Annotated in this window: 10 protein-coding genes; 5 read left to right on the top strand and 5 right to left on the bottom strand. The window is 45.4% G+C overall.

Annotated elements, in window-relative coordinates; genetic code table 11:
* The first annotated feature begins 19 nt into the window (after positions 1 to 19).
* Positions 20 to 2,320: an ABC transporter permease gene (locus tag HMPREF9447_RS01950; RefSeq protein WP_009127555.1), complete on the top strand. Its 2,301-nt coding sequence runs from the start codon at positions 20 to 22 to the stop codon at positions 2,318 to 2,320.
* A gap of 176 nt (positions 2,321 to 2,496) precedes the next feature.
* Here HMPREF9447_RS01950 and HMPREF9447_RS01945 read toward each other — a convergent pair whose 3' ends face one another.
* Entirely contained in the window at positions 2,497 to 3,846 is a 1,350-nt protein-coding gene (locus tag HMPREF9447_RS01945; RefSeq protein WP_009127553.1) for an MATE family efflux transporter, read from the bottom strand.
* A 119-nt stretch (positions 3,847 to 3,965) separates the two neighbouring features.
* Between HMPREF9447_RS01945 and HMPREF9447_RS01940 the strand changes: the two genes are divergently transcribed.
* The 3 genes from HMPREF9447_RS01940 to HMPREF9447_RS01930 all read left to right on the top strand — a co-directional run bounded on the left by HMPREF9447_RS01940 (position 3,966) and on the right by HMPREF9447_RS01930 (position 6,502).
* Positions 3,966 to 4,613 (top strand): HAD family hydrolase, encoded by a 648-nt coding sequence (locus HMPREF9447_RS01940; RefSeq protein WP_009127551.1) that lies wholly within the window; start codon positions 3,966 to 3,968, stop codon positions 4,611 to 4,613.
* 76 nt (positions 4,614 to 4,689) lie between these two features.
* A complete protein-coding gene (gene panB, locus HMPREF9447_RS01935; protein WP_009127549.1) occupies positions 4,690 to 5,511 on the top strand; it encodes a 3-methyl-2-oxobutanoate hydroxymethyltransferase in 822 nt (273 codons plus the stop codon).
* Complete coding sequence (locus tag HMPREF9447_RS01930) at positions 5,492 to 6,502, top strand: MFS transporter (RefSeq protein ID WP_009127547.1); 1,011 nt, start codon at positions 5,492 to 5,494, stop codon at positions 6,500 to 6,502. The genes panB and HMPREF9447_RS01930 overlap by 20 nt, the downstream gene beginning before the upstream one ends.
* Positions 6,503 to 6,523: 21 nt before the next feature.
* Here HMPREF9447_RS01930 and HMPREF9447_RS01925 read toward each other — a convergent pair whose 3' ends face one another.
* Complete coding sequence (locus tag HMPREF9447_RS01925) at positions 6,524 to 6,886, bottom strand: diacylglycerol kinase family protein (protein WP_009127545.1); 363 nt, start codon at positions 6,884 to 6,886, stop codon at positions 6,524 to 6,526.
* A gap of 151 nt (positions 6,887 to 7,037) precedes the next feature.
* Positions 7,038 to 9,260 (bottom strand): RelA/SpoT family protein, encoded by a 2,223-nt coding sequence (locus tag HMPREF9447_RS01920; protein ID WP_009127543.1) that lies wholly within the window; start codon positions 9,258 to 9,260, stop codon positions 7,038 to 7,040.
* Positions 9,261 to 9,364: 104 nt separating this feature from the next.
* Here HMPREF9447_RS01920 and HMPREF9447_RS01915 point away from each other — a divergent pair, with 104 nt between their 5' ends.
* Positions 9,365 to 10,882: a DUF4301 family protein gene (locus tag HMPREF9447_RS01915; RefSeq protein WP_009127542.1), complete on the top strand. Its 1,518-nt coding sequence runs from the start codon at positions 9,365 to 9,367 to the stop codon at positions 10,880 to 10,882.
* Between the two features lie 54 nt (positions 10,883 to 10,936).
* Here HMPREF9447_RS01915 and HMPREF9447_RS01910 read toward each other — a convergent pair whose 3' ends face one another.
* On the bottom strand, positions 10,937 to 13,345 hold the full coding sequence (locus HMPREF9447_RS01910) for a TonB-dependent receptor (RefSeq protein ID WP_167549106.1): 2,409 nt from the start codon (positions 13,343 to 13,345) through the stop codon (positions 10,937 to 10,939).
* A gap of 106 nt (positions 13,346 to 13,451) precedes the next feature.
* Complete coding sequence (locus HMPREF9447_RS01905; RefSeq protein WP_009127539.1) at positions 13,452 to 13,844, bottom strand: RNA recognition motif domain-containing protein; 393 nt, start codon at positions 13,842 to 13,844, stop codon at positions 13,452 to 13,454.
* Between the last annotated feature and the right edge of the window lie 8 nt (positions 13,845 to 13,852).

The following is a 13,852-nucleotide window of genomic DNA, read 5'->3' as shown; positions in this document are numbered from 1 at the left end:
ACAGATAAACGTTATTGCTATGAGACACTTCTATTATACCTTGCAGACCTTGCTTCGTGGACGTGGGTCAAACGTCATCAAAGTTATCACTCTGGCATTGGGATTGCTGATGTCCGTCTTCCTTTTTGCCCGTATTGCTTTCGAACTGAGTTTTGATAATTTCTATCACGAGCCGGAGAATCTTTATATTGTAAAAACCGGATGGTTGCAAGAAGGTGTGCTGAAAGGTGGTGAGGGTTACAATACCATCCAAGTCATCCCTGCTACCATTGCTGATGAATTTCCTGATGAGGTGGAGAGTGCTACGACCAGTTGTTCACTTTTTGGTGGTAACTATCATTTGGGGGAGCGTAAGTTCAATTTTACTACTGTAATGGCAGATACCCTTTATTTTGTTACACTCGGTCTCAAGGTGTTGGAAGGAAACCCGCAGGAATTGGGTAATCCGGATGTTATCTTCTTGTCTCGCACGGCAGCGCGGACCATCTTTGGCAGTGAGTCTCCACTGGGAAAAACATTGAACTATCAGATGGGTGGTGCTGGTATCCCTATGCTTGTCAAAGGCATTTATGATGATGTACCGCTGAATACAGAATTATATTCCCGTCCGGAAGCTATTGTTTCTTTCCCCAGCATTGAACGCCATACCCAGTGGAGGTTAGGGTGGAACAGTGGAGGTAATTATGATGGTTACCTACGCTTACGCACTCCTGCCGATGCTGACATACTGAATGAACGTCTTTCGGCCGCCATCGCCCGCCATATACCGGAAAATAGCAGACTGGAACTGAAAGTGAGCATTGAACCTATGCGTAGCATTCATCTTTCCAAACCAAGCGTGCGGAAGATGATTTGGATAATGGCATTGTTAGGTGCCGTATTGCTCTTTACTACAGCACTGAATTATGTATTGGTCTCTGTCGCTTCATTGACACAGCGTGCCAAGGCTATCGGAGTACACAAGTGTAGCGGTGCATCCGGACGCAGCATTTTATCCATGTTCCTGATAGAGACCGCCGTAGTGATTATGCTGGCATTGTTCTTTATTGGTTTATTAGTATATGTTTTCCACGAAAAGATGGAAGAATTGGCCTCTATTCCACTGGGTGTACTTTTTGCTTGGCAAAATCTATGGGCACCGTTATCAGTGGTAGTTCTGCTGTTCTTGTTGGGAGGATGCTTACCAGGCACATTATTCTCGCGTATACCGGTAACACAGGTTTTTCAGCGCTACACTTCCGGTCGTCATGGTTGGAAAAGGATTTTATTATTTGTTCAGTTCGGAGGTGCAGCATTCATACTGGGTATGATGTTAGTCGTCCTTATGCAGTATAATTATGTCACCGGTCGCGACCGTGGTTTCCGCCCCGAGCGCGTCGCTTACGTTTATCAGCGGTTGGAGAATCCGGATAATCTACGCAGCGTCCTCGCAGGACTGCCGTATGTAGAATCCGTAGCTTCTGCCAGTGCAACCATGCTGGGCTTTTATGCTCCGTATATGATAACGGACAATCAAGGCAACCGGCTTTTTTCACCTCGCAGTTCGGCGTTCGATGAGGATTACCTTGATTTTATGGGTATGAAACTTGCAGCCGGACAAAGATTGTCGGGCAGTGGGCAACTGCTTGTGAACCGTACTTTTGTTGAGAAGATGAAATGGGAAGGTACCGGAGTAGGCGAACGGGTAAATGATTTTGGTACGGTTGTCGGTGTGTTGGCTACGTTCAGTTTTCCACTTGCACCGGATGATCGCAATCCGGTAATGATAACTTGGGCAGAGGGCACAGCCGGTCATGTACATGTCCGTTTGAAAGAGCCTTTTGATGATAACCTAATCCGCTTGAATGAAGAAATGCGGCGTGCATATCCTCAGGATGAGTTATTATTCCGTTCAATGGAAGGAGAGATGCTGAGTTATTCCGAATCTGTCCGCGTGTTTCGTGACGTTACGCTATTGGCATCCATCACTATCTTGTTTATCATCCTCATGGGACTCGTCGGTTACGTGAATGATGAAATACGTCTGCGTTCCAAAGAGATTGCTATTCGCAAAGTGAATGGAGCGGAAGTTAGCGGAGTTTTACGCTTGCTTTCGCGCGATGTGTTGTGGCTGGCCGTTCCGGCGGTCGTAATAGGTACAATCGGAGCATTCAAAGCCGGTGAGGTTTGGATTAGTCAATTCAATGACACAGTACATTTGTCTGTGGCATGGTACATTGTTGTCGCTCTTTGCCTGATTTTATTTATTGTGTCTTGTGTGATAATCAAGGCTTGGCGCGTAGCTAACGAAAATCCAGTACATAGTATTAAAAGCGAATAAGTTCATTTAATCGTTTTTACCTTGCCTACAAGTATCTGTAGGGCAGAATAAAAAGGGTGTAGCCTTCCGGGCAGGATGGCTACACCCTTTGATAAGGATGGTGTAGCCCTTTGGTGCTTAGGGCTACACCCTTTTTATTTAATGGTTATACCCTCTATTGAGATGGTGCAAATTACTTACGAAATACCCTCTTTGTTTTTCTTCCGGATGTATATCCCCAGTACAATTAGGGCTGTCACAAAAGCAAAGAAGTCGGCTACGGGCATGCTGGTCCATATACCATCCAGTCCAATGAACTGGGGGAAGAAAATCAGGCCGGGAAGCAAATACAGCAGTTGTCGGGTGAGCGAAAGGAAGATACTGATTTTCGCTTTCCCGATGCTTTGGAAAAAGTTACCGATCACAATTTGGGCGCCTACCAGCGGGAACATCAGTACACAGATACGTACACCCCGTGAGGCAATATCGATTAATTCATTGTCATTCGTGAAGATGGCGGAAACGGCATGCGGAAATAGTTCGCAAATCAGGAAACCGCTACTGGTAATGCAAACACCCGTCAGGATGCTCAGCTTCAATGTCCGCTTCACGCGGTCGTGTTTCTGTGCACCGAAATTGTATCCCACAATAGGTTGCATGCCCATAGTCAGGCCAAGCACAATCATCACATAGAGCGTAAGCAAACGGTTGATAATACCGTAAGCTCCGATAGCCATATCGCCTCCGTAGCGTTGCAGCGAGTTATTGATGATAATCACAATGGCGCAGGCACATACGTTCATCAGGAACGGAGACATGCCGATGGAGAAGATACTACTGATGATGCGCTTCTTCAATTTCCAAAATTCCGGACCGAAATGAACGAAACTATCCTTGTTGAGGAAGTGCTTCACTACCCATACCATACCGATGAACTGCGAAATCACTGTTGCTGTAGCTGCTCCGCGTATTCCCCAGTCGAAGTGGAAAATAAAGATAGGAGCGAGGATGATGTTGCAAACCACGGTCACCATGGATGTCAACATTGCTTTCTTGGGGTATCCCGTGGCACGCATGATGTTGTTCAGTCCGATCATCGTATAAGTAATAGGTGTTCCCGCCAGAATGATTTGCATGAAATCGCGTGCATAAGGCAGTGTATCCCGACTGGCACCGAAGAACTTCAATATATCGTCTAGAAAAACAAAAGAAAGTCCGCCGAATACGACCGCGTTAATCAGACAGAACATCAGTGTATTTCCCAGCACTTCTGTTGCTCCGTCCAAGTCTTTTTGTCCCAGGCGGATGGAAGAAATGGTAGAACCGCCTGCCGATACCAGCGTACAGAATGCTACCACAAGATTCATCAGCGGAAAGGTGATTGCTAATCCGGCAATACCCATCGCACCTACGCCGTGGCCGATGAAAATACTGTCGATGATGTTATATAGCGAAGTAATCGTCATACCTATAATAGCAGGAATGGAATACTGTAATAGCAGTTTGCCTATGCTTTCAGTGCCTAATATATGAGGGTTGTTATTCATAATGATGTTATTTTAGGGGGTAGCAAAGTTACTCATTTATTTGCTCGGTTCAAGTATTATTCTGACCTTTGTGTCGTAATTCATAAGGTATTAACATAATAAGGTAAAAGAAAGTTTATATGGCTGAAACAAAAAACATCGCTGTTCTATTTGACTTCGACGGTGTCGTTGTCGACACAGAAACGCAGTACAGCGTCTTCTGGCATAAGTTGGGAGTAGATTACTTGGGTATGGAAGACTTGGAGAACCGTGTGAAGGGACAAACCCTGATGTATATCTATGATACCTTTTTTCCCGGCATGATGAAAGAGCGGGAAGAAATCACCGCCGGACTCGACCGTTTTGAACAGGAAATGTCGTATGACTTTGTACCCGGTGTAGAGTCCTTTATCGCCGACCTCCGCCGGAACAATGTCAAAATGGCTGTGGTCACCAGCTCCAACGATAAAAAGATGGAAGCTGTGTATCGTGCCAAGCCTGAGATTAAAACCATGTTCGACCGTATTCTTACGGCAGAGATGTTCACCGCATCAAAACCTGCACCGGATTGTTTCCTGCTGGGTATGGAAGTCTTCGGCACCACACCGGAAACAACTTATGTCTTCGAAGATTCTTTCAACGGATTGAAAGCCGGCATGGCTTCCGGAGCTACCGTTATCGGTCTGGCCACTACCAACTCACGCGAAGAAATAGCCCCGTTATGCCATCATATCCTGGATGATTTTGAGGGCTTCACTTACGATAAATTAACTCAATTGCACAAGTAACGGGAAAAAGTTATACCTTTGCGCCCGAAAATTGAGAAAGAATAACTCATAACTAATAACTTATAACTAAAGAAATATGGCTGGTTATATTTCAGATGACACTCGTAAAGTGACTACTCATCGCCTGATAGAGATGAAACAGAGAGGCGAAAAAATATCTATGCTGACATCTTATGATTATACTATGGCACAGATTGTGGATGGTGCAGGTATGGATGTAATCCTCGTAGGCGATTCTGCCAGTAATGTAATGGCGGGCAATGTGACAACCCTTCCTATCACTCTCGACCAGATGATTTATCATGCTAAGTCCGTAGTTCGCGGTGTAAAGCGCGCTATGGTAGTGGTAGATATGCCTTTCGGTTCCTATCAAGGCAATGAACTGGAAGGTCTCGCTTCCGCCATCCGCATTATGAAAGAGAGTCATGCTGATGCATTGAAACTGGAAGGTGGCGAAGAAATTATAGGTACGGTGAAGCGTATTCTCAGTGCCGGTATACCCATCATGGGACACCTCGGGTTGATGCCGCAGTCCATCAATAAATATGGCACTTACACCGTTCGTGCCAAGGATAATACGGAAGCTGATAAGTTGATAAGTGACGCCCATATGCTGGAAGAAGCCGGTTGCTTTGCTATCGTACTGGAGAAAATCCCTGCCGCTCTGGCAGAACGTGTGGCAAGTGAACTCACCATCCCTATTATCGGCATCGGTGCTGGTGGCGGAGTAGATGGTCAGGTCTTGGTTATTCAAGACATGCTGGGTATGAATAATGGATTCCGTCCCCGTTTCTTGCGTCGCTATGCCGACCTGCATACGGTGATGACTGACGCTATCAGCCGTTATGTATCTGATGTGAAGAACTTAGATTTCCCGAATGAGAAAGAGCAATACTGATAATCTTTGGTCACTGGGCTTTATACGGATGTGCTTTGCCAATTTCCTGCTTTTTGCATCCATATATGCACTTCTTCCGGTACTTCCTTCGGTAATGGTGTCACGATTGGGCATCTCTACCGGACAGGTGGGTAGTATGTTTCTGGTATTTGCAGCAGCAATGTTTCTTGTAGGACCGTTTCATGCATACTTGGGAGATGAGTATAAAAGAAAACGTGTGCTTGTATATTCCACATTTGTGATGTTGGGAGCAACTTTAGGCTACATCTTTGTCGACACTTTCCCGAAGTTACTGTTGCTTGCAGCCGTGCAAGGAGGAGCCTTTGGATTGGCTACGACGGCAGGTATCACAGTGGCCATTGACATCACTGCTTCTTCACGCCGCAGTGCCGGAAACATGGGCTTTGCGCTGGCCGCGCGTCTGGGAATGTTGATAGGAGTAGGGACGGGAGTTTGGATGTTCTACCTCAAAGGTTTCAGTATGGTGGCATACCTTTCTATATTGTGTGGCATATTTAGTATTCTGTTTGCCATGCGGGTATATGTGGCTTTCCGTGCCCCGATAGGTATGAGCCGTTGCAATCTCGACCGTTTCCTGCTGGTGCGGGGATGGCTTCCTGCTTTCAATCTGTTGCTGATAGCCTTTATTCCCGGGGTAGCGTTGCCGCTAATCAAACAGGGGGATTATAGTGTATTATTCTTCCTTGTTGTTTTAGTGGTGCTTACGATACCTTTTACGAAGATATTCGTTAAGCTGTCGCAACATTGCCAGCGGGGAACTGCAAATACTACTTGCCATCTGTCCATGGATACGGGTATCCTGATGGGTATTGCAGTTTGCTGCTTTCTGTCGGACAGCGGAAATGAACACCTTCATTTTTATACGGATTTCCAGTTGATTTACAAAGTCATTGGCATTGCTATCTTGGTAGCTTTGGCTGTTTACTTCTTGCTGACGTACTCTTATTTCAAGAAGAAACGGGTGAGATAAAAAGTTTTTCAAATAAAGGTTTTAACTGAATACATACGGAAAAAAGATAATAACCCCGATGGTTGCCGCCGCAACAGCGCACACTAGCACTGCTCCGGCGGCAATGTCTTTTACCTGTCCCGCAATGGGATGGCGTCCGGGTGAAACCAAATCCACCAATTTCTCAATAGCCGTATTGAATAGTTCTGCAGCTATCACCACACCTATGCAAAGCACAATGATGAGCCATTCCGTGCGTGTGATGCCGAAGAAGAATCCTGCGGCTATTACCACTACCGAAGTAATGAGATGAAAACTCAGGTTCTGCTCTTTACCTACACACTGCCTGATGCCTTTCCAAGCATAGCCAAAACTGCGGATTTGTTTCTTTAAATCGTATTTCACGTGAATAAGTGATTAGGGGTTAGTGATAAGTGATTAGTGATTAAGGGTTAGTGATAAATGATAAGTGATTAAGAGTTAGTGATAAATGATTAGCACTTGCACCATTGTTCCGCATGGCATTAATCACTAATCACTAACCCCTAATCACTAACTACCCCCTAACCACTTGTTTCACTCCCTTCACCGTTCTAAGTTTCTTGATGAGCGTTTCCAGTCGGCCCGTATCACCCACCATAATCGTCATTGTTCCGGAGAACAATCCGTCATGCGAGTCAATGCCAATGGAGCGCAATGTGATGTCATTCTCTTTTGAAATAATGGAAGTGATGTTCGTTACGATGCCGATGTCATCATGTCCCACAACACGGAGCGTAATCGGATATTGCGTACCTTTCGACTTACCCGCCCACCGTGCTTTCACAATCCGATAGCCGAACCGCTCGCGCAACTGCGTGGCATTGGGACAGTCACTTCGGTGTATCTTGATACCTCCGGTCACTGTCACGAAACCGAATACGTCATCCCCATAAATCGGATTACAGCAACGTGCCAGCTTGAAATCCAACCCTTTCAGGTTCTGGTCAATAACCAGCACATCCTCTTTCGAACGGGTGATGTCGTCGTTCTGCGTCTGTTGCAGATTATATCCCTCGGCACTACGATATGTGATGTCATCATGCGCATCATTCTCACGCCTCTGCTGTTCCAGATATTTATCTATGATTTCGTTTACATCCAGCGTTTCGTCCGCAATGCTTTGATAAAACTCCGTCACCGTCTTGAAACCAAGCCGCTTGATAAGGCGCATCATTACCGCTTCATCGTATTCTATCTTCCGGTTCTTGAATTTCCGTTCTATGGTTTCTTTGGCGAAAGCATGCTGCCGGGCCACCATTTCCTTCAATGCCTGCCGAATTTTGGTGCGCGCTTTAGAAGAAGTCACAATGTTCAGCCAGTCCTGCTTGGGTGTCTGCGTGTTCGATGTCATTATTTCCACCTGGTCACCGCTATTCAACACCTGCCGCAACTGTGCATTCTTGCCGTTTACCTTAGCACCGATACACTTGCATCCCAGCTTACTATGAATATGAAAAGCAAAGTCGAGCACCGTGGCCCCCTTGCCCAATTTAAATAAGTCACCTTTCGGAGTAAATACGAATACTTCATCCTCATATAAGTCCAGTTTAAACTGGTCCATTGCCTCCAGACCGTTGCTATCCGAGTTCTCTAAAGCTTCGCGTACGGAAGTCAGCCATTCGTCCAGCCCCGTTTCCCCCTTTACGCCCTTGTAGCGCCAGTGAGCGGCAAGACCACGTTCGGCAATATCATCCATGCGCTCGGTACGTATCTGCACCTCCACCCATTTACTCTCAGGCCCCATCACAGTGATGTGTAGTGATTCGTAGCCGTTGCTTTTAGGTACTGACAGCCAGTCGCGCAATCGTTTCGGATTGGGTTGGTACATATCCGTCACAATGGAGTATGCTTGCCAGCACTCCTGTTTCTCTTTCTCTACTTGCGAAACCAGAATAATGCGGATGGCAAATAAGTCATATACACCTTCGAACGGACATTTCTGTTTCTTCATCTTCTGATAGATGGAGTGAATGGATTTAGTTCGTCCTTTTATGTGAAAATGCAACCCCGACTCTTCCAGCTTCTTCTGCATCGGAGCGATGAAGGCTGCGATGTATTTGTCACGGGATGCTTTGGTTTCGTTCAGTTTATCCTTGATATGATAATAGACATCTTTCTCCGTGTATTTCAGTGAAAGGTCTTCCAGCTCCGATTTCAGTTTGTATAAACCCAGTTTATGGGCAAGGGGAGCATAGAGGTAGGCAGCCTCATTGGCCACTTGCCGACGCGCCTCGTCATTCTTACTGTCCTTTATCTGTCGCATGATGTTCACGCGGTCTGCAATCATTATCAGGATGACACGCATATCCTCCGCAAAGGAGAGCAACAGGTTGCGGAAGTTCTCCGATTCGATGGTGGGGCTTTTGGAATAAAGCTCGTTTACACGTATCAATCCGCGAATGATGCCGGCCACATCTTCACCAAAAGCAGCCTGAACCTCCTCGGTGGTACAAGCTCCGTTTCTCACGCTCTCATGCAGCATGATGCCCAGAATAGATGCCCGTTTCATTCCGATTTCTTCGGCAACGATAACGGCAGTCTGCATATCCTTAACCAGCGGGTTCAGTCCGAAAGTATCGCGTTGAACACGGTTATCTTTTATAGAGTTGATAAGATGTGTTTTCAGTTTCCTACAGTCACCTTTCTGTAATGTTTCTCCGGTCAACTGCAATAATTTTCTGTAGAGAGAGAAGAGCAATTCCTTCTCATCAGTAGTGAAAAATTCATCTCTTTCCATAATCGTCCATTTTTGTTGCTCAAAGGTAGTTTTTTTCTTCTTTTTCTTGATAGGGCTTGCGGTTTTTTTGTATTTTTGGGCATCAATTAATAAATAAAGATAGTATGATAACACCGCAAGACAAAGAGTTGCTTACCCAAAAAGGTATTTCAGAGGAACAGATAACCGAACAACTGGCCTGTTTTGAGAAAGGTTTCCCGTACTTGAAGTTGGCTGCAGCCGCTTCTATAGAAAAAGGTATTCTGGCACCTGCAACCGACGAGCAGAAGCTCTATCTCGATGCATGGGATGCATATACACGGACAGATAAAGTAGTGGTAAAGTTTGTTCCGGCATCAGGTGCGGCAAGCCGCATGTTTAAGAATTTGTTTGAATTTCTCGGAGCTGATTACGATGTACCCGAAACCAAATTTGAAAAAACTTTCTTCGAACAAATTGAAAAGTTTGCTTTCTATGATGACTTGAATGCCGCTTGTGAGAGTATGTCTGGAAAGGGAATTCCTGCACTAATAGCTGAAGGGAACTACAAAGCTGTTGTGGCAGCATTGCTCGAAGCTGCCGGACTGAACTACGGTGCACTGCCCAAAGGATTGCTGAAGTTCCATAAGTACGAAGACGGAAGCCGTACGCCACTGGAAGAACATCTTGTAGAAGGTGCGCTCTATGCAGCCAACAAGAATGGAAAGGTGAATGTACATTTTACCGTTTCTCCCGAACACCGGCGTCTGTTTGAAGCATTGGTGGCCGACAAGGCTACTGTTTATGCCAAGAAGTACGGAGTGGATTATAATGTTACTTTCTCCGAACAGAAACCTAGCACGGATACCATTGCCGCCGATATGGACAATCAGCCTTTCCGCGACAACGGCAAGTTACTATTCCGTCCGGGCGGTCACGGTGCGCTGATTGAGAATCTGAACGACCTCGATGCAGACATCATCTTTATTAAGAATATCGATAATGTGGTGCCCGATAAGTTGAAGGGTGACACAGTGTTGTATAAGAAGTTGATTGCCGGAGTGCTGGTTGCGTTGCAGCAACGTGCGTTTGCTTATCTGGAAATTCTGGATAGCGGCAGATATACTCACGAACAGGTGCTCGAAATTCTGCAATTTCTGCAAAAGAAACTGTTCTGCAAGAATCCTGAAACAAAGAATCTGGAAGATGCCGAGCTGGTGCTTTATTTGAAAGAGAAACTGAATCGTCCGATGCGTGTATGCGGTATGGTGAAGAATGTAGGCGAGCCGGGTGGCGGTCCGTTCCTGGCATATAACAGCGACGGAACTATTTCTCTGCAAATTCTTGAAAGTTCTCAGATTGATATGGATGATCCGGAGAAGAAGGAGATGTTTGAGAAGGGAACGCACTTTAATCCCGTTGACTTGGTTTGTGCCGTACGCGACTATAAAGGTCATAAATTCGATCTGGTTAACTTCGTGGATAAAGCTACCGGTTTTATCTCCTACAAATCAAAGAATGGCAAAGACCTGAAAGCACTCGAACTCCCCGGTTTATGGAACGGTGCCATGAGCGACTGGAATACGGTGTTTGTAGAAGTTTCCCTGAATACATTCAACCCGGTGAAAACGGTAAATGATTTGCTGAGAGAACAACATCAGTAAATGATATTTCAATAAAAAAGTGCCGGAGGATTTTACTTCTCCGGCACTTTTCTTTTAAAATTCTACAGTCACCCCAATTGATGGTAATATCGTTCCGCTCTCCTGTTTCAGGTTCTTCATCTTATATCTTTGTTCCTCGATAGGAGAGGAGGGATTCTCGATAACTCCCGTACTCATAATCACATCCTGCTGTTTCAACTTACTTCCCGTGATGTTCTGTATATCAATATAAAGCCCTACCATGCAGCGATGAAAGTAAAAGGATTTATCTACGCGTATATCAAGCTGGGCAAAGTTGGGTAAGCGTTCTGTGTTATATTTTGAATAATCATAGTACGGGCGTCCTTGTGCATTCCATGCTTCCACCAATGATGACTTTTCTTCATCATAAGGAGTGTAGGGGGCGCCACCGATATAACTCAATTTTCCTCCGATACTCCAACGGCGGGGAAGATTATACGTTCCGCTCACATTAAGGATAAAGCGATTGTCCCAGGCAGAAGAGATATATTTCGTATCGGAAAGAGTATCGCTATTATCATCGTTTCCATTGCGGTATTCACTGCGAAAAATAGTAAGGGAGGATACAAAATTGAAACGTCCAGACATTTGCCAACGCAACATTCCTTCTATCCCATAGGCGCGTCCGTCAGCAATAGGGATAAGCGCTTCGTTACCTACCGTGCCGTAATCATCTCCTTTGCATGCCAAAGGAATATTATCTTGCAGGGAAAGAGGCATGCGTCCGTATTGCTTGAAGAACCCCTCTGCTGAAATCATTAACCTATCTTGCAGATGCCAGTCAAGTCCGAGGCAGGTCTCCATGACCTGCATATATTTCAAATCCTTATTTATATAGTTTCCGCCATTATCTTTGAATCCTAATGCTGTGTAAGGAGGGAGTTGGTAATATAATCCTGCATTTCCACTTAGTGTCCATTGCTTGGTAAGCTCGTAAGATAGGGAAAGACGGGGGGAGAGTTGTTTCCACAATTCTTTCATCTCCCGGTTGTAGTTGTTTCCATCCGTACGGATACCTGCGGAAGCAGAGAAACATTTGTCGGCGCTGATATAATCTGTGGAAAAGAAGCCACCCCAACTGAATATATTCAAATCAGTCCGGTAATTAGAAAGTGTGGTATAGCCGAATATCCGTTGCCTTGTCTGGTTAGTATAATTGGAATAATTCAGTTCTACACCTTCCTTCAAAGTCCATTGCCCCAATCTTGTCTGATTCTCGAAACGAAGGGTGGTTTTCTGTTCCACTGAGCGAAGCCGGAGCGTCAGGTTATCATCGGAAGACTCATCGTTATTCAGATATTTCACATTACGGTTGTTCAGATAGTTGTGACTTAGTGTTAGTGTCTGTACATGCTTTCCTGCATAATGGCGGTATGAAGCACCTATGGTAAATGTTTCCTGATGAATGGTGGGTGGATAACTCAATATATATTCTGCATCTTCTCCTTTCTCGTCGGTATTCAGTTTCATCTTATCGATACCTACCAGTCCGAGTATAGTCAACTCATCATGTGCCGAGAGTTTTGTTTTCAATTTGAATTGCCCGTCAATGAAGTTGGGCAAAAAAGGAAGTCCCAAAGCTTTGAACAGTAATTGGAGATAAGATTGGCGTAGAGAGAATAAATACGTTGTCTTATCGCTCAGGTGTCCGTTGCCGCTAAAAGAAACTTCCGATGCTCCCAATGTTGCTTTAAAAGTCTGTTTATCCGGGTTACCATCTCTCAGACGGAAGTCCAGCACGGAACTCATCGCTCCGGAACGATTGGCCGGGAATGCTCCGGTATAAAAACTGATTTCCCGTATCAAATCTGCATTAACAATGCTGACCGGTCCGCCCGATGCTCCCTGAGTGGCAAAGTGATTGATATTTGGAATTTCTATCCCATCCATATAGAAGCGGTTTTCGGAAGGTGAGCCACCCCGCACAATCAAATCGTTCCTGTATCCGATAGGAGAGAACGATACCCCCGGATATGCCCTTACGATACGCGAAATATCCCGGTTTCCTCCCGGACTCTTTTCTATTTCCTGCAAACCTATGATACGCATGCTTACCGGACTTTCCACTGTCTTCCGGAAAGGAGAGGGGGTGACCACCACTGCCGCCAACATGTTTTCATCTTCTTCCATTTCTATTTCAATAAAAGGTGTGGAAGAAGAAACTACGTATTCAGGAGTCACTGCACTCTTATAGCCTATAAGTGTTGCTTCGAAGCGATAAATACCTGGTGGCATCTGCTCTATACGAAACATGCCGAGTGAATCGGTGGATGTTCCTTTACCGGGAATACCTACAACTACGACATTGGCATAGGCCACTGGTTGTCGTGACTGTTTATCGATAATCTTTCCATGCACGGAGTAGCTGATTGCAGCGGCATAGATACAGACATTGCATAACAGCAATGCGAGAGTCAATAATATGTGTTTGGTTCTTATCATAATATACAAATATAGATATTATTGATATATATAGGTGTGATAAGGACATAAAAAAACTGCCCGGGAATCATCCCGAACAGTTTTCATTGTCTTAGCTAATGTAAGATTAATATCTTCCACCGCGATCACCGCCGCCATAGCCACCGCCACGATTACCGCCGCCGTAACCACCACCGCCACGGTTGCCACCGCCATAACCGCCACCACGGTTACCACCGCCATAGCCACCACCACGGTTGCCGCCTGCAGGTCTCTCTGTTCTTGGGCGAGCCACGCTTACTGCAATGGTTTTGCCTTCGAAGTCAGTTTCGTTAAGTCCATCGATAGCCTTCTGACCGTCTTCATCATTCGGCATTTCTACGAAGCCGAAACCGCGTGAACGTCCCGTCTCTCTGTCGTTAATAATGTAGGCTGAAGTTACTTCGCCATACTGTGTGAATAATTCCTGTAAGCTGTCACTGTTTGTGTTCCAGCTTAAGTTTGCAACATAAATGTTCATTTCTTTTT

Source organism: Bacteroides oleiciplenus YIT 12058 (genome assembly GCF_000315485.1).
Lineage (GTDB): Bacteria > Bacteroidota > Bacteroidia > Bacteroidales > Bacteroidaceae > Bacteroides > Bacteroides oleiciplenus.
This window is presented reverse-complemented; position numbering and strand designations above follow the sequence as displayed.

Excerpts from the sequence above, each read along its gene's own strand:
- HMPREF9447_RS01950 (WP_009127555.1), top strand. The coding sequence starts at position 20 with ATGAGACACTTCTATTATACCTTGCAGACCTTGCTTCGTGGACGTGGG.
- HMPREF9447_RS01945 (WP_009127553.1), bottom strand. The coding sequence starts at position 3,846 with ATGAATAACAACCCTCATATATTAGGCACTGAAAGCATAGGCAAACTG.
- HMPREF9447_RS01940 (WP_009127551.1), top strand. The coding sequence starts at position 3,966 with ATGGCTGAAACAAAAAACATCGCTGTTCTATTTGACTTCGACGGTGTC.
- panB (WP_009127549.1), top strand. The coding sequence starts at position 4,690 with ATGGCTGGTTATATTTCAGATGACACTCGTAAAGTGACTACTCATCGC.
- HMPREF9447_RS01930 (WP_009127547.1), top strand. The coding sequence starts at position 5,492 with ATGAGAAAGAGCAATACTGATAATCTTTGGTCACTGGGCTTTATACGG.
- HMPREF9447_RS01920 (WP_009127543.1), bottom strand. The coding sequence starts at position 9,260 with ATGGAAAGAGATGAATTTTTCACTACTGATGAGAAGGAATTGCTCTTC.
- HMPREF9447_RS01915 (WP_009127542.1), top strand. The coding sequence starts at position 9,365 with ATGATAACACCGCAAGACAAAGAGTTGCTTACCCAAAAAGGTATTTCA.
- HMPREF9447_RS01910 (WP_167549106.1), bottom strand. The coding sequence starts at position 13,345 with ATGATAAGAACCAAACACATATTATTGACTCTCGCATTGCTGTTATGC.
- HMPREF9447_RS01905 (WP_009127539.1), bottom strand. The coding sequence starts at position 13,844 with ATGAACATTTATGTTGCAAACTTAAGCTGGAACACAAACAGTGACAGC.